This window comes from Aureimonas phyllosphaerae, from assembly GCF_900113065.1.
Taxonomy (GTDB): domain Bacteria; phylum Pseudomonadota; class Alphaproteobacteria; order Rhizobiales; family Rhizobiaceae; genus Aureimonas; species Aureimonas phyllosphaerae.
Genome location: NZ_FOOA01000028.1, coordinates 15,610 through 31,776, shown reverse-complemented (window position 1 = coordinate 31,776; position 16,167 = coordinate 15,610). Strand labels below are relative to the sequence as shown.

Below are 16,167 nucleotides of genomic sequence, written 5' to 3'. Positions count from 1 at the left end.
CGGTTCCAGCGGAAAAGACGAGTTCTGGACCGAGAGTGCCAGTCTTCTAATCATGCACGCGGCGACCATCGCCGCGATCCTGGAAGGCCGCGACGAGTATCTGTCCGAACACTGGTCGGACGCATACTCCCCCCGCCCCTATTCCCTGTCGGGTCTCTTGAGGCTGGCGACCGACGAGGCCGTTCAAAAGGCGGCGCTCGAAGCCCTTCTTTCCTGGCAGGCCGAGGCCCTGGCGATCGAAGGGACGGGAGGTCCGACGCTCCTCCGGATCGAGGTCGTTCAGCCCTCCGTCGCGTGGCTCGTCGAGACGTGGGGCGCGATGGCGGCGCAGACAAAATCCGGCGTCGTCGCGAACGTCAACGCCGTGCTCGGCAAGCTGGCGGGAGCCGGCGAGTTGAGCGCCCGCTTTGCCGATGGCACGTTCGCCCGATCCGTGGACGTTGACCACGCCCTTGCCGGCGGCGTGGTCATGATCGCGGTCGGTGACACCGAGTATGGGACCGCCGGTCGCGTGGTCTCGACGTGGCTCAAACAGAGGCTCATGGTCCTCGCCAAACGTCGCCTTGTCACGGACCCCGAGGCTTGCCGGAATACGTCGGTCGCCTTGGTCGCCGACGAGTATCAGATGCTCGTCACGGCGGGCCAGGACAGCGACACCACCTTCTGGAACATCGCCCGCGAAACCGGCCTCTTCCTTCTGGCGGCAACGCAGTCCGTCGCGGCTCTTGAGCAGGCGATCGGCGACGAGCAGACCGCTAACATCCTGAATTTGCTCCGGAACAAGATTGTCCTTTCGACGGGCGAGATTGCGACCATCGAATACATCACGAAGCTCGCCGGGGATCTCCCGCAGGGTTTCGAGCCCGACGACGGCTTCTATGCGACCCATGCGGTGCGCGAAGCCGCCTATCCCGAGCAGGCCGCCAAGGTCGTCCCGGCCTTCCCCCTGCCGGTTTCCGGTGCGGGGCTCGATCATCCGCGTATGCAGCGCCCCGTTGGACGCGACGAGCGTTTTACCCCTAAATTTACACAGAATAAGGAAGCAATTCTTTCATCGAAGCAGGCAAGTGCTTGGCGTGCAGAAGACAAATCCCGCGAAGCTTTGACCGGTTCACTGTCTAATCAGCCCAAAATCAGGCATGATGAACTTCGGCAGGGGCAGGGTTTTGCCTTCGCCATGATCTACCGAGCCGGTATCGACCGCGCCGATATTCTTGACCTTCGGAGTCTGTGACCATGCAGAAGATTGCAGATTATCAGAGCACCTATGCGATCGGCACGAGTCCGGGCCCCGATCTATGGGAGGGCCGGGAACGGCGGTTCAAGGCGAACATCGAGCTTTTCACGAGCCAGCAGAAGGACGCGATCAAGGCACAGGACGGCTTGTCCGTCCTGAAGTTCAAAGATGCGATCCTTCAGGAAAAGGCGATGTATCAAGCCGGACTGGACCAGGACGCCGCACATGGGGCGCCCGAGGACAGCAAGGAGCGCGCAGACCTCCTTGCGTCAGCTCGCAAGAACGCTGCCATGGCCGCCGGCTGCCATGACAACGTGAAGGAGTACGACGCGCAGATCGAGGCTCGTGAGAAGGAACGTCTCAACATGGCCTTCGTCTATGAGCGCGAGTATGACCGCGCTCGGGAGGAGCTTTTCGGCGATACCGGTCCTGTTCGTCCGAAGGGCGATTGGGATGAAATGACCCCGGACGAGCACTACCTTTACAACGAAAATGTGGTCAGCCGGGACAACTACGAGCGTCCCCAAGTCGAGCCCTTAGCATCCGCACGCTACAAGGACGCGATGCTCCGTGAGCATGCCGAGCGCGCCGACAGCGTTGGCAATGAAGGGCTCGCGCAGACGCTGACGGACATGCGGGCTCACGACCGCCATCTCTACAATGTGCGCATGGCGTTCCAGAACGCGGAGATGTCGAGCAAGCAGGGAAACATGCCCGAAGCCCTCGATTTCATGGAGAAGGGTCGGCAGGCGACCGAGGCGGCGACGAAGCTGGAAAAGAAGATCGAGCAGTCTCCGCACAAAGCCGAGGCCAGGAAGATCGAGCGTCAGATCGTCCGGGAAGATCCCGCCGTTGCCCGCGAGCAGCAGAAGGAAGAGCAAGCCAAGGCCGAACGCATCGAGCAGATGCGCGCTTCCTTGAACCGCACCCCCGAGGAAGGCCGCGAGCGCGGCCAGGAGTTGAGCCGATGATCCGTTCCGCCGTCGTCGCCCTCGCCGTCCTGGCCTCGTCCAGCGCCATGGCGCAGCAGGACGAGCATCACCGCATGGTCATGCTGATGCACAACGGGTCGCTCATGATCGGCGAAGTTCAGGGGCTCAATCTGACGATCCGGTACGAGGAGCCCCGTCAGGGGCTTCGCGAGGCGGGGATACGCTCCGGCACTACGCTTGTGACCGGTATCCTCGCCCCGGACGGCTCTATCTCGGCGACCAGCCGCCTTTTCCGTCAGGGGTGCAAGCCGGCGGAATTCGACGTTGTGGGCAGGCTCGACGGAGACCGTCTCACGATGCGCGGCATCGAGCCCAGGTGGAGGAAGGACGCTCGTTGCGAGGTTAACCGCAACGTACCACCCACGGACCTTGATTTCACGGGTCGCCCGGATCAACTCGCCCGCATGGCCTACACCCCGGATGAAGGGGATTGGGACTATCAGCGCTGGACCTCGCAGGCCGAGACGATCATCGGTTCGGCGACGATCCCCGCCGAGGCTCCCGAGCCCGCCCCCGTGGTGGCAGTCGTTCCGCCGGCTCCTGCGCCTGTCGTCGCTGCCCCGACTGCCCAGGCCGCCGCCTCGTCGTCGGTCGCGGTGGTGGTCAACGTCGCGCCGGCACCGGCTCCTCTTCCGGCTCCGGAGCCCCTGCCCGCGCCTGTTGCACAGCCGGTCCAGGTCGAGGCCCCTGCCCCGGCGAAGCCGAAGCTCGATCTCGATTTCTAAAGGAGGGACGGATGACGTTCGGATACACGCACCGCGAAGCCCTCCTTATCAACCGCGAGCGCGGGGACGCCAACGCCATCGCCGACGAACTCTCGCGGGTTCGTCGGCTCCTCGCGCAGAAGGAGACGGAACTTCGGGAGACGATCCACGAGCTTTGCGTGTCGATCGCTGCGTCCGAGGGCCTCAAAGCCGGTATGCGCGCCCTGGAAGCCGCCCATCCGGACAGTCCGCTCTTGCAGCCTACGGGCCGGACCCTCAACACCGGAGAGCCCGAAAACCTCCTGTTCCGGACGGTCATAGCTCCGACCTTCGACGTTGCCATGGCTCGCCAGAACTCGCCGCATCCGCAGGAAAGCCGCCGGCATGTGCCCGAGGACTTCCCCCCGCCGGTCGCCCAGCCCGACCCAGCACCAGAGTCGAAAGCCACACCCCCGAAGACCGGACTCGGCCGCTTCTTCGGCTGATCCTCCTTCCCCCTATTCCCCTATGTGACCCCCGAGCCCGTTTCCGTTTCATGCCTACGGCGGGCGTTCGGGACCGCCTATGTCCAGGCGCGAGCGTGGCCTTCGACCAGACAGCTAGTCCCTCCCTTTCCCGCCGTTGACGGCTCCCGGAACGGTCGCATCGGGCGACCAGCGAGGAGACGGGAAATGAGCAAGAACACCATGCCGACCCACGGAGTTTTCGTCGTCGAGGGTGAGGGTGACAACGCCTTCTGGACGCGCATCGGGGCCGCATGGGCGCATGGCGACGGGAAGGGCTTCAACATCAGCCTGTCGGCCGTCCCGCTTACCGGACGCCTCGTCCTGCGCGAGCGGAACGAGAAGGAGGAGGGGCGCTGATGCGCCCCTTTCCTTTCACGCTTATCCAGCGGACCTGCCTGATGCTGGATGGCAAGCTTCATTCGGTCCACGGCGACGACCGAGATCCGCGAGGCGGATTACCGTCTGTCGCATTTCGCAGCCGTGGCGGCGCTGGCGGGGGGAACGTGGCTTATGAGCCCAAGGAGAAACGGACGCGCTCCTAGCGCGTTTTATTCCATGAAGGTCGCGATTTTTGCGAGCACTTCATCCATGATGTAATCCGGGGCGTCTTCGACATAGGTGCCGCCACGAGCGCGCAGATCTAGGGAACGGATTTGATCGCAGAGCACAACGCCCGAGGTTTGGAGCCCGGATGCAGCTAGTGAAACGGTGAAACCGGCGTTGCGGGAGAAATTCCCGCCGATGGTGATCGGGGCGATAATCGGACGTTTCATGGTCCGGTTGAAGGCGTCCGCCGAAACGATCAACACCCACCTTCTACCGGCCTGTTCCGTGCCTTTGGTCGGATTCAGGTCAACGTGCCAGATTTCGCCCCGCTTCATTCGTCAAATTTCCTCTGATCCCATCGGACCATCCGCGAACCAAGCCTCTTCCTCTGCCGTCAGCGGAGCGTCTGGATCGCATTGCGCCAGAAGATCCTCAAGCTTGTAGCGGGGCTTGATCGACACGATGACGATCCGCTTGCTCAACTCATCAAAATCCACGTCCACGGAATCGAGCATGAAACCGGACTTTTCGGCTCGCTCGACCACGGACGCCGGCATTGTCATGATCCGTGATCCACCCGAACGGCGAAGATGCGCAACGGCCATTTCTGCCTCCAATATCTAAGTATCGGAAATGTAGCACTAGTCGCTTTCGTTGTCAGGGGTGGTTGTCAAATTCGTTGTCACATTGGTGTTTGCGGTGATCGTTCAGCCAAAAATCCGCTGTTAGAAATGCGGGTCTTCTCGATCGTCCCGTTCTCGCGGGCGGTAATCCCGATCCCGTTCTCGTGTCAGATACACGTCGTTTCCCTCCCCATTCGGGAAGCCTTCCAGAATGATCCCGGCCAGGAGTACGGATGCTGAAACCCAGAAAAGGCCGGGCTTGTAGGCGCTCGACGTGACGAGGCTCGCTGCCTCTGAAATCAGCTCGCAGGTTCCACCGAACCTATAGAGGCATTCGACGGGAAGCTCGGAAGAGCCGATCATCCGCCCGACTTCGGAATAGAACTCCCGCCACCAGAGCCCGGCTCCGCAGATGCCGAGCACGCCGCCGACGATCATGAGCCTCGAAATCGTGCGCGAGACCATGAATCCTCCATCCGCTTCCGCCGGACGCTAGCCGTCATTCGGTGGTCACGCGAGAGTTTCCTGCGATCCACGCCATAAACCGTGGCGAACCTACGATGGTCGAACAAGATGCAAACCGGTCGCTGGATCGTATCCAACAAGACGAGGGCACGAGAGCCTTCCTGTTCCCGAGAGAGACTCGGACAAGTAAAAGACGTAAAATAAAAGCATATCTTGCTCTTTTTTCACGATTCAAAGATTTATACATTGACAATTGCAAGATTTTACGGTATAATTAACTGATGATGGGAGTTTAACCCACCCATCAGCATGGAACCCGAAACAGAAGCGAGTTTGCCATGAATCAAATTTTATAAAGGAAATCAATATGTTAAAGGTCGTATTCAAATCATTCTCAAACGTCGAACTTGCAGCCGAAGGAACAGCCGCGATTATCGCGGGATCATTCCTCTTCCTTGCGGTCCTCATTCTTCTTGGAACGCTCGCCATCTGCGGCGCTCTGCCATTCGTTTGAACCTTTTCAGCATCGAGTGACCGCGTATGCGGTCACTCACCCAGCCGACACGCGGGGGATTTCAGCTACCCGCGTCGTATACCTCGGCGACCGCATCTCGAATTTCGTCTGCCACTCGCGCTTGATGCCGGCAGCAGCCGGGACGATCGTCCCGCGCCCGAACCTCGCGTTCACAACGTCCATGGCCGTCATGAGCGCATCCGATTGCTCGCGGTCGCGGGCGTCGAACAGGGGACGCGGCGCTCTCCCGGTCGGGATCAAGTCGTTCATCACGATCCCGGCCTTGGCGTACCGGAACCCGTCCCGCCAGATCGCCCGAGCCCCGCGTTGGGCGGCTCTCACGAGGTCGAGCGTGTCGTTCGACGCCTCGGGCAGATGGACCGTCGTCGCGGCCGAGTACGGCCGATCTCGTGGGTTGAACTCGCTCGTATGCATAAAGACGGCGAGATGCGCGGTCTCCAGTCCGTGCCGGCGTAGCTTCTCCCCGGCGCGGGTCGCATAAGCCGCCACGGCTTCCAGCATCCCCGCGAGCGTCGTCACGGGCGTTCCGAAGGAGCGCGTCACCGCGCAGCCCTTCCGTTGTGGCGGGACGTGTTCGAGTGGCATGCAGGAGATGCCGCGAAGCTCGTGGACCGTCCTTTCCCCGACAACGGTCATCATCTTGCGGGCAAGGCGCGGATCGAGCCTCGATAGGTCTCCCGCTGTCCTGACGCCGATCGCCACGAGCTTCGCCTCGGACGCCCCGCCGATCCCCCAAACCTCGCCGACCTCGATCCGGTCCAGCCAGGCCGAACGAGTCCGCTCGTCCGACAGGTCGCAGACGCCCCCCAACTCGCCGTTCTTCTTGGCGACGTGGTTCGCCAGCTTCGCTAGGGTCTTCGTCGGGCCGATGCCGACGCATGTCGGGATGCCCGTCCACTGGCGCACCGTCGATCGGAGATCGCGGGCGTAGGCGTCGAGATCCCGACGGCCGAAGCCGGTCAGGTCGAGGAAGCTTTCGTCGATCGAGTAGACCTCCACGTCCGGCGACCAGTCCCGATAGATCGCGTTCATCCGGGCGCTCATGTCGCCGTAGAGCGTGTAGTTCGACGAGAAGACCGCCACGCCCTCGTCGCGGCACAGGTCGCGGATCTTGAAGAAGGGCTCGCCCATCCTGATCCCAAGCGCCTTCGCCTCGCTGGTCCGGGCTACCGCGCACCCGTCGTTGTTCGACAGGACGATGACCGGGCGGGTCGCGAGCTTGGGATCGAACACCCGCTCGCACGAGCAGTAGAACGAGTTCCCGTCGATCAGGGCAAGGATGCGCCCGGTCATCGTTTCGACGACGCCGGGACGCGGAGCCAGTGGACGTTGCAGAGCGCCACACCCCAGATCTCGATCTCGGCTATCTCCGGTAGCTCGAAGGCCGGCATGTCCCGGTTTTCGAACGACAGGCGGGGCCGGGAGCCGTCCAGGTGCAGCCGCTTCAAGCTCCGCTCGCCGTGGACCGTCGCCACCACCACGTCGCCATGACGCGGCGCGAGGCTGCGATCGACGATCAAGAGGTCTTTGTCGTAGATCCCCGCGTCACGCATCGAGTGACCGTCCACCTTCCATAGGAAGGTCGCCGGAGGGTTCCGCACCAGGAGCCGTGTCAGGTCTATCGCCTCGTCGAGGAAGTCATCCGCAGGCGACGGGAAGCCCGCGCATAGCCCGTGCTGGAAGAGCGGAACGACGATTTCCGCCTCGATCGTCAGCCTCGCGAGCATTCCTGTATGTCCCCCGTCCGAATCCGTCCGAAGGAACAAAGCAGGAACATAAGCCTAGGTTCCGCGCAACCGGGAGGACGGAAATCCGCTGTGGACGGATCAGGTCGCCGAGGGGGACCGAGCGATCTTCTGAACCTGCACGATCTGACTGCTCAACCCCATCACCTTGTTCCGATGGGTTTTCCGGTCGTCGGCGTTCGCCGCCGTCTTGAGGTCTCTGCGAGCACGATTGAGCTTTTGGAGTTGGCGGTTCGGAACGGTCAACTTGTCCCCGTCCACGATCACACCCGTGATCTCCGAAGGTCGGTCGATGTACGCCTTCTCCTTGTGATACCGCAGACCGGCGCGGTGGATCGCTTTCTTGATCGACCACACGACCGCCGCCGAGACGTTGTGACCCGAGATCGTAACGTCATCGATGTACACGGTCAGTGTGTATCCATGCTCCTTGCAGATCGCGCTTATCGCTTCCCACACGTCGTAGTGAGCATAATACGCCATAATGGGGCTGAGAGGGCTACCTGTCGGAAGGTGTCCCTTGTAGGTCGCGATCTTCGCCAGATGCCATGCCACGTCCTCCGAGCAGAGCATCACCGATCGGAAGAACCAGAGTACGCGTTCGAAGGAGGTGCTGGGGAAGTACCGCCGAACGTCGAGGCACCGAACGACGCGGTTCCCACGGTGCTGACTGGCGTTCGAGACGTAGCAGCGCCCCTTTACCGGACAGAAAAGGTAGTCCGGGGGGGCGATCCGTGAAAGCTTGCCAGCGATCCGGCTCTGAATGTCCTTGAGACCGGCGCTGGGCTCCTCGACGCCACGCTTTCCACCGCTCTTTTTGGTGACGTCGAACTCCCGATAGAATCCATCGCCGTCATTCGCGAGGCGTTTGATCGTCGCGGTGTCCGTTCCAAGGATCGTGGCGAGCCTTTTCCGGGTCGTGAGCTTGTAGAATGGGGACTGGTGCAACGGGTAGCGGCTAGGAGACATCAGCTCGTCCCGATTTGTCTTCCAGGAATTTCATAAGGGATATGATCTTCGAGGCGACAAACGTTCTTGCTTGACCGTATGTCTTTCCCTCGTTCAGGCTCTCTGCGAAGAACATGATCGACGAAGACGGTACGTCAAACGTTGTGGCGTATTTGTTGATGAGATCCAAAGTCGGGACTTTGTGTCCCTTCTCAATCTCCGAGATGTAAGACTTGGAGATACCTAGCTTTTCCGCTGCCTCAATCTGCTTCATGTCGTGATAAACACGAATGAGCCGAAGGGCTTCGTTTATCATTTCTCTCCTCTTTGGTTGGCTTACAAAACAGGGCGGCCTTACTCCCGGAAGTAATCGATGACCTTACACAGCCACCACAGCGCTCGCAGGATCGCTGCACCTGTCCCGAACACGACCCTTAGAGTCCTCGGCCGGATAAACCGGCGTGCCCAGGAAACCTTCTTCCGTTCATTCAGCCGCCGCTCACGGTCGACTTGATCCGATGTTTCCATCGTTTCGCTCCTTCTTCACCACCAAGGCCGGATTGCCTTGGCGCCATCGCGGTGAAGTCGTAGGGGCGCGAGCGGTATACCCTGCCTGTAAGGCGAGCCCCCGGCCATCGGGGGCTCGCCCGAACCGTCGCTCGGGGGACGCATCGTCTGCGTCGTCCCTTCTGCCGGCCCATAAGTTAGAGGGTTTTGAGGCCCCCCACGCGGCATTCGCGCCGCAGATGATGATGACTATCCCCTCTCGGGTCGCACAGTTGATATAGGCCATGCCGGCGACAGCTTCAAGGACTTTGTTCGCTGATAGCGAACTTTTTTATCCCTTCACATATGGGATGACCGCTGCATGACAGGCGGTCGCGAGGTTGGCCCCGACGATCGTCAGTTGCTCGCCGATCGTCGCCTTGCCGGCCTTGTCCTCGATCAGGTCGCGGATCTCTTCCACCGCCGCTTCCTGCATCCGGGAGAGCTTCCAGGCGTTCGTTCCAGGAAGCCAGGACATTTGCAGACCGAGCCAGGCGACGCCCGCCCCGATCCCGCCTTCGGGAATGGCAGCGCAGCACGAGAACAGCGGGAAGTCGGTCGCCAGAACGTTGTTCTGGTCGATGTGACGGACGTTCTCGCAGAGCCCCGGCAGAGCCGCGATCTCCTTCCGGAGCCGGACGATCCGGATGGCGGTGTTCATGGCGTCCTGCGCCGTCTGGACGTGATCGAGGGCGTCCCTGGCATCGAGGAGCCGATCGCCGAGCGAGGCGGCCGAGACCGGGGCGGCGGACAGGGCGAGGGCGGCGAAGGCGGTGGCGAGCGTCTTCATGACGGACTCCGGTTGGCTCCCCCCTGGGAGCATCGAAACAAAGGAACCGCATGATCCGGAAAGTGGCAAAAACGCCCTCCAAGCCCTTCGCCTGGCTGTCCGATCTCCTTCGATCCGGGAGCCCTACCCCGTTCCTTCCGATGGCTACGAGGGCCTTTCCGTCCAGCCTATGCCCTGGCGCGAGCGTCGTCTTCGACGAGGCAGGCAGTCCGTCACTTTCCCCTCGTCGAGCCGGTTGGGAACGGTCGCATCGGGCGACCAGGAAGACGGAAGGATCGAGGACATGAAGGTGAATAGGGAGAGCGAGACGGTGCCATTTCCGGTCTCCATCGAGACCCGGACCATCCTCCTCCGCAACGCGCAACGCCGGCTGGTCTTCGCCGAGCGTACAGATCCGCGTCCCCTCCTTCGGATCGTCGATCCGTCCGGGACGGCCTTCCTCGTCACCGAGCTTCAACCCGGCGACCTCCGGCACGGATACGGGCTGGCTGACCAGGGCGACGGGAACCTTGCAGTCGGACACATCGACCTCGCCGCCTTGGCGGCGCGTGGTGCGGTCCTCGATGCAGCGTTCCAGGCCGAGTTCCCCCTGTCCGTCTACATCGGCCAGTCCATCCGCCAGCACGAGACCGGCTAGAAACGAAGAAGGGCCGCCCGAGGGCGACCCTTTCTCGGAGCCCTGCGGGGACAGGGCCTAGTCCAATTCGACCCCCGCTTACGCGGGGAAATCCCTCAAGGGGACTGCTAACTCGGAAAACCGAACCGCCGGGGCGATGCGTTTTGTCCTGATCCCGTATTGGGACTGCTAGCGTTCTCTACATCCTCGAACATAGAGCGACCCCCGCTGACGCGGGGAAAACTGCCTACCTATGCTGACAGTGGTTGACCCCCACTTACGCGGGGAAACTGCCATCCGGTTGAGCAGCGGATCATCCCCGCTTACGCGGGGAACGACGCCTTCACCGTTTCCGGTGATGCCTTCTACCTAATCCCGCTCCTCGCATGTGTCAACACCTCATCATGTCATTACCCATGAAGAAAAAGAGCCGCCCAGGGGCGGCTCCTTATCCTCAGATCAGCTTTTCTGCCTTCATGGCCTCGATCACCGAGTCCGGCAGACCGTAGCAGTAGTACCCTTTTTCGGTGTCCCACTCCTGGATGAAGAGGCAATCCCCCTCAACCCAACCGGGCGTGTTGGTCAGGCGACGGCCCATAGCACCCATCATTCCTGCGAACTGCGAGGTCGAGATGCCAAGCTTCTCTTGAAGCTCGGGAGCCGTCACCATTTCCGGGCTGGCCTTGGCGAGGGTCGTCAGAATGGTCCGTTGGGTATCGTGCAGGATACGGCGGTTCAGGTAGCGACGGGCCGTCTGCTTCTCGATGTAGGAAACATCGAAGTCGTCTTCGTCCTCGTTCGTCGCGGTCTTGGTGGCCGCCTTGGTAGGCGACGGGACCGCGTTCGGAAGGACGATCGTGGACGCCGCATCCAGGTAGCCGGGTAGGGCAGCGCGGATCTCCTCCGGGGTGCCGTCCAGAATAATTGCCTTCATCGTTAGCTCCAATCTGCCTTGAGGGTCAGTGGAGCTAATTTGGAGCATATCGGAGCATTAATCAACGCCTCGATATGCCACATCTTGCTAAAAATGCTCCGGGGCATATCGGAGCATCCCAAGCTTTATGCCGAGACAACCTTGTTAGCGGGCGTTTCCCAAACCAGGCCATCCCGAATGAACCGTTCCAAGGCCCAAGGATGATCCGCCAGAATGCGTGTAGCAGCACCACCACCACTGCTCTTCCCCCGGAAGCCAGCCCAGCCAGCGACGACAAGCGCCGGAACGAAGGCCCACCATTGCCAGAGGAACGAGGCCGCCGCGCCCACGACCAGTGCCACAAGGGCAACGAGGTTCCAGGTCGCGTTGCCGACGAAGTAGCGGGTGAACTCCTTCTTCGCCCACTCGCTCGACTGTAGCCCGTCGATACTCAAGACGCGGAGCGTCGAACCATCCTCGGATCGGCCCACCACGAGGACGCGATCGATCGCCATCGAGCGATTGGGATTAGGGGCCATCATCACCGTTGAGGCCATCGGCCCTCCGACTTCCTTGCTGATCCGGTTACGGAGCGTGGCACGCGGAAGCCGTGCCGACAACGACCTCTATCCAAAGAGGTAGTTCCGAAAACATTTCTTTACGGAACTATCGGGTAATGACTTGATGACAGATGCGTTTTCAGCTACATATGAGTTACGAAAACCCGGTTACGATAGGCGCGACCCCCGACGCGTCCGACCTGTGATATTCTGGAGGGTTTTCGAACCCGCGCCGGCATGACGCCGGGCGGAACCAAGGGGCTTCCTCACATGACACCGAAGCAGGAATTGAGACTCAACGAAATTCTGTTCGCCGTCTTCGTCGCCGCCGCTGCCCTCCTGATGTGGGCCGTCTTCTCGAAAGAGGCAGAGGCCGCCGAAGGGGCAGTTCACTACCGGCTGGACTATCGTCCGCCCGTCGTGCCCGTAGTCTCGCCGCCCCCGGCTCCCGAGCCGGTTCCGGTGACGCCCACACCAACGCCGACGCCGACGCCGGTTCCTCCTACACCGACACCCGCAGACCCGACCGTTCCCGTGTTTCCCGAGAACGCGATCAAGGTCGAGTACGAGAAGAAATGCTCGTTCAACGTGGTGAAGCTCGATCCCGGCTCGTACGAGTCCGGCCTTCTCGTTTCCGTCAAGCTCGACTTCCTCTGGACGGATGCCAACGCCAAGACCGCAAACAAGTGGCTTTACACCCACGTTGCAGGCGACTGCGTGGCAAAGGGCCGCGAGGTTGGCTACCGTTACTCTTGGGTCAATAACAACGCCACGAAGTTTGCCAATGCCTACGCCGCCACCGGCAGGGCAACGGCCGTAGTTCGCGATAATGCTCTCTACGTTACTGTCCGCGAGCCGATCTGGATCTCGGGCGAGATCGCGCAGGGCATCGCCCTCGTCAGGGAATGATCCGTCATGCTGTCCCCTTCATCCTACATCGACAGTGCCAACCTCCCCGAGGGGTTCAGCACGGAGGACGCCATAAGGCGTCTTCCACCCGGCACCCCGGCCGCCGCCGAGGCGGACGCGATGCGGAACGGGACGCCCTGGCGGCTCTTCATCCCGAACGGACGCTATTCGAGGACGATCCCGGCCGGTGAGCCGCTGATCCTGGAAACCATCACCGAACCGACGATGACGGTCGCCAGGGCGCGCAAGGTCCAGATCCTCGACGCGACCGGTCGCCTGATCGGGTACGTCGCGGACCCGCCGAGGCGTTCCCTTCTCGGACACGCGATCGACCAGGGCATCCACGCTGCCGCGTATTTCCTAGATCCCCCGGCAGACGAGGAGTGGACCCGTGCAGCCATCGTCGTCGGTCCCGCCTTGCTGGGGCCGAGGACGTGAGCCGGGTTGTCGGGTACGCCCGCGTTTCCACGGGCGAACAGACCTTCACGCTCCAAATCGACGCGCTCCACTGTCACGGGGCCGCCAAGGTCTACAAAGAGGTCGTGTCCGGAGCGGCGTCGGATCGTCCCCAACTGGACGAGGCGCTGGCGAGTCTTCAACCCGGCGACACCCTCCTTGTCTGGAAGCTCGATCGCCTCGGAAGGTCGATCCGCGCCCTGATCGACGTGATGGAGACCATAAAAGCCAAGGGCGCACACCTTCGCACGGTCATGGATGGGATCGACACCGGCACCACGGCAGGACGGATGCTGTACACCGTCCTCGCCGCCTTGGCCGAGTACGAGCGCGCCGTCATCGTCGATCGCGTGACCGCCGGCATCGCCGCATCCCGGCGGGCTGGGAAACCCCACGGACGGCCTTCCATCATGACCGCCGAAAGAACCGACCATGCCCGCCGGCTCCTGGCCGAAGGCAATTCATGGGCGAAGGTCGCCCGCCTCAACGGGATCTCCAAAACGACGCTTCATCGCGCCTTCAAGCGCCATCCAGAGAGGACGCCATGAGATACGATCAGGAATGGGACGAGTACGACAGATCGCTCGACAAGCGCCGTGAGACCTTGAAGGCGGACCTCGCCGTTCGGGACCACCACCGCACGATCGACGATCGTCGACGTGACGAGGCGAGGCAGACCGAGAACCGCCGCCTTCTGGCCGAAGGTGCGAAGGCCAACGTCCAGCAGGAGGCCCCTGCCCCGCGTCCGAAGATCGATCCTCGAGCCGCCGCGGCCGAGCGCCGGAGGCGCTTCCTCCGCGCACTCCGGGCGCGCCGGGGCCGCGTGCAGATATTCATGAAGAACCCCAAGCTCCGGGACATGCTCCTGGTCATGGGAACCGGCATCATGATCGCCGTGAAGGCCCTTCTCGCCATGTTCAAGAAGGGCATGCAGAACGCGGCGGCATATGTGCCGGTCCTGGAATTCGCGTCGGCTCCGGTCCAGCGACGGGAGGTCGAGTTGATCTATCCCCCACCGACCCATTCGCCCAAGCCGAAGCCAAAGAAAACGCCCCAGGCGGCACGTCCGGAAGCTCCGGCTCCCGCTCCCGCCCCCGTTCGGGCCGCCATGCCGACCGGCACCACCAAACGCCTGACGCCTGAGCAGATCGAGAAGGAGAAGCAGGACAAGTGGCTCTATCGCGAGGCGATGGAGGACGCGGAATTCCGGTACGGGGACAAGCGCATCCTCGCTGCCGTCGCGGAATGCCTTGGGGGGCGAACCCCGGCGACGTTCCATTTCGAGGTGATGCGGAAGGTCGATCCCCAGGGGGATCTCCTGGACTTCTTCCGTGGACGCCATGACCTCGCGGAACTCCGGGCGACGATCGAAGCCTTCAAGGAGAAGACTTCCGTCCCTGGCGTCGATGAACGGTACATCGCGCAACAGATGCTCCCGACGATCCTCGCGAACGCGCAGCAGTACGGAGCCCTCGTCCGTCTGAACGACGCGGCAGATGCCAGCCAGGACGCGACGATGGAGCCGGACGCAGAGAAGCCGGAGCAGCCGAGCCCCGCCCAGGACAGGAAGCACGACCTCGATCCCTGGACTCGGAAACCGTCCTGACCGGACGAAGGAAGAGGGAATAGGGGGGAAGGGAAGGAGGGGCGGCAACGCCCCTTTTTTTCATGCCTCGCGGCGCGTCGGGCAGGCTCTACAACCTTCCGAAAAGCGTATTTTCCCCTAGCCAAAGTAGTATTTTAGCTTGACAGAAGTTGCCGTTTCGGAATATACTCATGGATAAGGACGGGCGGTGGTCGCCCGGTCCGATCGGAGGTTCCGATGTCTCAAAACGCTACCGTTTCCCCTGTTTCCGCCCTGTCCGTCGCCTCGGTTTCCCGTGGCTACTACAACGAAATCGAATCCGTCGTCATGTCGGACGGATCGACCGTCAGCGCCTCGACGATCATCGGCATGTTCACGTCCGTCCTGCCCGAGACGTTCGTCGAGTTCGACAAGAAGCAGCGTGGGGACGCCCTGAACCTTGATCTCTACGGCTACGATCCCGCGCAGGGTGTGGCCGTCATCCAGATCCGCCACGCCTTCCGCCGCTACCGGAACGGCTATCTCAACGTCCACAAAGATTACGTCTTGGTCGGGCAAAACGAGGAGACGCGGGAGTTCTTCCGTCACCCGATCCAGGCCGCCGCGATCCATGCCGGCATCCGCAAGGACGCTAGCGCCGTGTCCGCCGTCAGGGCGGCGCAACGCTGGATGTGGCGCGTCACGGACGCCCAGCTTTCCCAGGGCATCCGCCAGGGCGATATCCTCGTCGTTCCATGCCGCAAGCCCTCGAAGGTCGAGCCGATCGAGGAAAGCGTCGTCGTGGTCGCCGATACGCACGAGGTCCACGGGAGCGCGTTCGCAAGGGACGCCAAGGGCGTCATCTACGCCATGGGACCGACCGTCAGACACAACAAGGGCCAGCACGCCGCCGCCTTCGGCGACAACGACGGCTGGCATTCGATCCGCGTCGGCCGCGAGGCCCAGACGTGGAAATGGGGCACGCGTCTGGGGGACTGACCCCTGCGAACCCGGACGCAGCGGGCGGGGAGCAATCCCCGCCCTTTCCCCTATCCCCATCGAGGATCGAGACATGAGGCAGGACATACGTCTTTCGATGGCAGGCCCATTCGAGGCCATGCACGACGGTTTTCCCGTCGTCGAATACCGCGTGACCGGAGCGTCATATGCGCCGACGTGGACGATGCAGATCCAGACCCGAGGACCGGTTGCCGGCATCTTCGCCGTCCTGCACGAGTTCCACGAGACGAGGCTTCTGATCCTCACGGAACATGGCTTCGGAGGCACCTGGAACGAGGAGAGGCAGCGCCTCGAAGGGCTCGGCTCGCCTGCGATCATGGCCTATTTCGGCGGCATGGAGATCGTCGCGTTTCTGGACAGCATCCTGCCCGGTTGGGACGACGAGCCGCCTCGCCGGATCAGCCGTGAGGCGATGCGTCAGAGGCACAACGAATACTAGAAGACGGCGGGGTCAGACCCCGCCTTTGCCGTTTCGAATGGGGGCCGCCGTGC

The 16,167-nt window shown here is 62.2% G+C and carries 22 protein-coding genes; 12 read left to right on the top strand and 10 right to left on the bottom strand.

From position 1 onward, the window contains the following. The 5 genes from BM175_RS20435 to BM175_RS20415 all read left to right on the top strand — a co-directional run. The coding region (locus BM175_RS20435; protein ID WP_139224736.1) for a TraM recognition domain-containing protein at nt 1-1,234 on the top strand (1,234 nt) is incomplete at its 5' end. Nucleotides 1,235-1,236: 2 nt separating this feature from the next. Further along, entirely contained in the window at nt 1,237-2,208 is a 972-nt protein-coding gene (locus tag BM175_RS20430) for a hypothetical protein (protein ID WP_090966420.1), read from the top strand. Further along, nucleotides 2,205-2,954 (top strand): hypothetical protein, encoded by a 750-nt coding sequence (locus tag BM175_RS20425; protein ID WP_090966418.1) that lies wholly within the window; start codon nt 2,205-2,207, stop codon nt 2,952-2,954. Before BM175_RS20430 ends, BM175_RS20425 begins: the two co-directional genes overlap by 4 nt. Nucleotides 2,955-2,965: 11 nt before the next feature. Then, nucleotides 2,966-3,418 carry a hypothetical protein gene (locus BM175_RS20420; RefSeq protein ID WP_090966416.1) on the top strand — a complete coding sequence of 151 codons (453 nt, stop codon included), beginning with the start codon at nt 2,966-2,968 and terminating at the stop codon, nt 3,416-3,418. Nucleotides 3,419-3,604: 186 nt separating this feature from the next. Beyond that, nucleotides 3,605-3,796, top strand: a complete 192-nt coding sequence (locus BM175_RS20415; RefSeq protein WP_090966411.1) for a hypothetical protein — start codon at nt 3,605-3,607, stop codon at nt 3,794-3,796. Nucleotides 3,797-3,987: 191 nt separating this feature from the next. Here the strand turns inward: BM175_RS20415 and BM175_RS20410 are convergent, their stop codons facing one another. From BM175_RS20410 to BM175_RS20375, 8 genes are all read right to left on the bottom strand, one after another. Continuing rightward, complete coding sequence (locus BM175_RS20410; RefSeq protein WP_090966409.1) at nt 3,988-4,320, bottom strand: type II toxin-antitoxin system PemK/MazF family toxin; 333 nt, start codon at nt 4,318-4,320, stop codon at nt 3,988-3,990. 3 nt (nt 4,321-4,323) lie between these two features. Then, the gene (locus BM175_RS20405) at nt 4,324-4,590 is read right to left on the bottom strand and encodes an AbrB/MazE/SpoVT family DNA-binding domain-containing protein (protein ID WP_139224735.1); all 267 of its coding nucleotides are present in this window, start codon (nt 4,588-4,590) and stop codon (nt 4,324-4,326) included. 120 nt (nt 4,591-4,710) lie between these two features. Next, entirely contained in the window at nt 4,711-5,073 is a 363-nt protein-coding gene (locus BM175_RS20400) for a hypothetical protein (RefSeq protein ID WP_090966405.1), read from the bottom strand. 550 nt (nt 5,074-5,623) lie between these two features. Then, entirely contained in the window at nt 5,624-6,901 is a 1,278-nt protein-coding gene (locus BM175_RS20395) for a Y-family DNA polymerase (RefSeq protein WP_090966403.1), read from the bottom strand. Then, nucleotides 6,898-7,335 (bottom strand): LexA family protein, encoded by a 438-nt coding sequence (locus BM175_RS20390; protein WP_090966400.1) that lies wholly within the window; start codon nt 7,333-7,335, stop codon nt 6,898-6,900. Before BM175_RS20390 ends, BM175_RS20395 begins: the two co-directional genes overlap by 4 nt. Nucleotides 7,336-7,434: 99 nt before the next feature. Further along, nucleotides 7,435-8,322 carry a reverse transcriptase family protein gene (locus tag BM175_RS20385; protein ID WP_090966398.1) on the bottom strand — a complete coding sequence of 296 codons (888 nt, stop codon included), beginning with the start codon at nt 8,320-8,322 and terminating at the stop codon, nt 7,435-7,437. Further along, entirely contained in the window at nt 8,312-8,617 is a 306-nt protein-coding gene (locus BM175_RS20380) for a helix-turn-helix domain-containing protein (RefSeq protein ID WP_090966396.1), read from the bottom strand. The genes BM175_RS20385 and BM175_RS20380 overlap by 11 nt, the downstream gene beginning before the upstream one ends. A gap of 522 nt (nt 8,618-9,139) precedes the next feature. After that, nucleotides 9,140-9,637 (bottom strand): hypothetical protein, encoded by a 498-nt coding sequence (locus tag BM175_RS20375; RefSeq protein WP_090966394.1) that lies wholly within the window; start codon nt 9,635-9,637, stop codon nt 9,140-9,142. Between the two features lie 283 nt (nt 9,638-9,920). On the opposite strand from BM175_RS20375, the gene BM175_RS22865 reads away from it, so the two are divergent. Continuing rightward, entirely contained in the window at nt 9,921-10,274 is a 354-nt protein-coding gene (locus tag BM175_RS22865; RefSeq protein WP_175526947.1) for a DUF2958 domain-containing protein, read from the top strand. Nucleotides 10,275-10,707: 433 nt separating this feature from the next. Here BM175_RS22865 and BM175_RS20365 read toward each other — a convergent pair whose 3' ends face one another. Together BM175_RS20365 and BM175_RS20360 are read right to left on the bottom strand one after the other, a co-directional pair. Then, nucleotides 10,708-11,187 carry a hypothetical protein gene (locus BM175_RS20365; protein WP_139224734.1) on the bottom strand — a complete coding sequence of 160 codons (480 nt, stop codon included), beginning with the start codon at nt 11,185-11,187 and terminating at the stop codon, nt 10,708-10,710. A gap of 125 nt (nt 11,188-11,312) precedes the next feature. Beyond that, nucleotides 11,313-11,723, bottom strand: coding sequence for a hypothetical protein (locus BM175_RS20360; protein ID WP_090966389.1), 411 nt, complete (start codon nt 11,721-11,723; stop codon nt 11,313-11,315). Nucleotides 11,724-11,996: 273 nt separating this feature from the next. On the opposite strand from BM175_RS20360, the gene BM175_RS22860 reads away from it, so the two are divergent. From BM175_RS22860 to BM175_RS20330, 6 genes are all read left to right on the top strand, one after another. Further along, nucleotides 11,997-12,635, top strand: a complete 639-nt coding sequence (locus BM175_RS22860; RefSeq protein ID WP_175526946.1) for a hypothetical protein — start codon at nt 11,997-11,999, stop codon at nt 12,633-12,635. Between the two features lie 6 nt (nt 12,636-12,641). Further along, nucleotides 12,642-13,073, top strand: coding sequence for a hypothetical protein (locus BM175_RS20350; protein WP_090966387.1), 432 nt, complete (start codon nt 12,642-12,644; stop codon nt 13,071-13,073). Then, a complete protein-coding gene (locus BM175_RS20345; protein WP_175526945.1) occupies nt 13,070-13,639 on the top strand; it encodes a recombinase family protein in 570 nt (189 codons plus the stop codon). The genes BM175_RS20350 and BM175_RS20345 overlap by 4 nt, the downstream gene beginning before the upstream one ends. Further along, nucleotides 13,636-14,697, top strand: coding sequence for a hypothetical protein (locus BM175_RS20340; RefSeq protein WP_090966383.1), 1,062 nt, complete (start codon nt 13,636-13,638; stop codon nt 14,695-14,697). Before BM175_RS20345 ends, BM175_RS20340 begins: the two co-directional genes overlap by 4 nt. Nucleotides 14,698-14,913: 216 nt before the next feature. Next, on the top strand, nt 14,914-15,654 hold the full coding sequence (locus BM175_RS20335) for a hypothetical protein (RefSeq protein WP_139224733.1): 741 nt from the start codon (nt 14,914-14,916) through the stop codon (nt 15,652-15,654). A 73-nt stretch (nt 15,655-15,727) separates the two neighbouring features. Continuing rightward, nucleotides 15,728-16,114 carry a hypothetical protein gene (locus tag BM175_RS20330; RefSeq protein ID WP_139224732.1) on the top strand — a complete coding sequence of 129 codons (387 nt, stop codon included), beginning with the start codon at nt 15,728-15,730 and terminating at the stop codon, nt 16,112-16,114. Nucleotides 16,115-16,167 lie beyond the last annotated feature (53 nt).

What these genes read in the sequence shown, in the direction of transcription:
- BM175_RS20405 (WP_139224735.1), bottom strand. Translation starts at nt 4,590, where the DNA reads ATGGCCGTTGCGCATCTTCGCCGTTCGGGTGGATCACGGATCATGACA.
- BM175_RS20335 (WP_139224733.1), top strand. Translation starts at nt 14,914, where the DNA reads ATGTCTCAAAACGCTACCGTTTCCCCTGTTTCCGCCCTGTCCGTCGCC.
- BM175_RS20395 (WP_090966403.1), bottom strand. Translation starts at nt 6,901, where the DNA reads ATGACCGGGCGCATCCTTGCCCTGATCGACGGGAACTCGTTCTACTGC.
- BM175_RS22865 (WP_175526947.1), top strand. Translation starts at nt 9,921, where the DNA reads ATGAAGGTGAATAGGGAGAGCGAGACGGTGCCATTTCCGGTCTCCATC.
- BM175_RS20390 (WP_090966400.1), bottom strand. Translation starts at nt 7,335, where the DNA reads ATGCTCGCGAGGCTGACGATCGAGGCGGAAATCGTCGTTCCGCTCTTC.
- BM175_RS20350 (WP_090966387.1), top strand. Translation starts at nt 12,642, where the DNA reads ATGCTGTCCCCTTCATCCTACATCGACAGTGCCAACCTCCCCGAGGGG.
- BM175_RS20365 (WP_139224734.1), bottom strand. Translation starts at nt 11,187, where the DNA reads ATGAAGGCAATTATTCTGGACGGCACCCCGGAGGAGATCCGCGCTGCC.
- BM175_RS22860 (WP_175526946.1), top strand. Translation starts at nt 11,997, where the DNA reads ATGACACCGAAGCAGGAATTGAGACTCAACGAAATTCTGTTCGCCGTC.
- BM175_RS20400 (WP_090966405.1), bottom strand. Translation starts at nt 5,073, where the DNA reads ATGGTCTCGCGCACGATTTCGAGGCTCATGATCGTCGGCGGCGTGCTC.
- BM175_RS20380 (WP_090966396.1), bottom strand. Translation starts at nt 8,617, where the DNA reads ATGATAAACGAAGCCCTTCGGCTCATTCGTGTTTATCACGACATGAAG.
- BM175_RS20430 (WP_090966420.1), top strand. Translation starts at nt 1,237, where the DNA reads ATGCAGAAGATTGCAGATTATCAGAGCACCTATGCGATCGGCACGAGT.
- BM175_RS20375 (WP_090966394.1), bottom strand. Translation starts at nt 9,637, where the DNA reads ATGAAGACGCTCGCCACCGCCTTCGCCGCCCTCGCCCTGTCCGCCGCC.
- BM175_RS20385 (WP_090966398.1), bottom strand. Translation starts at nt 8,322, where the DNA reads ATGTCTCCTAGCCGCTACCCGTTGCACCAGTCCCCATTCTACAAGCTC.
- BM175_RS20330 (WP_139224732.1), top strand. Translation starts at nt 15,728, where the DNA reads ATGAGGCAGGACATACGTCTTTCGATGGCAGGCCCATTCGAGGCCATG.
- BM175_RS20360 (WP_090966389.1), bottom strand. Translation starts at nt 11,723, where the DNA reads ATGGCCTCAACGGTGATGATGGCCCCTAATCCCAATCGCTCGATGGCG.
- BM175_RS20415 (WP_090966411.1), top strand. Translation starts at nt 3,605, where the DNA reads ATGAGCAAGAACACCATGCCGACCCACGGAGTTTTCGTCGTCGAGGGT.
- BM175_RS20410 (WP_090966409.1), bottom strand. Translation starts at nt 4,320, where the DNA reads ATGAAGCGGGGCGAAATCTGGCACGTTGACCTGAATCCGACCAAAGGC.
- BM175_RS20425 (WP_090966418.1), top strand. Translation starts at nt 2,205, where the DNA reads ATGATCCGTTCCGCCGTCGTCGCCCTCGCCGTCCTGGCCTCGTCCAGC.
- BM175_RS20420 (WP_090966416.1), top strand. Translation starts at nt 2,966, where the DNA reads ATGACGTTCGGATACACGCACCGCGAAGCCCTCCTTATCAACCGCGAG.
- BM175_RS20340 (WP_090966383.1), top strand. Translation starts at nt 13,636, where the DNA reads ATGAGATACGATCAGGAATGGGACGAGTACGACAGATCGCTCGACAAG.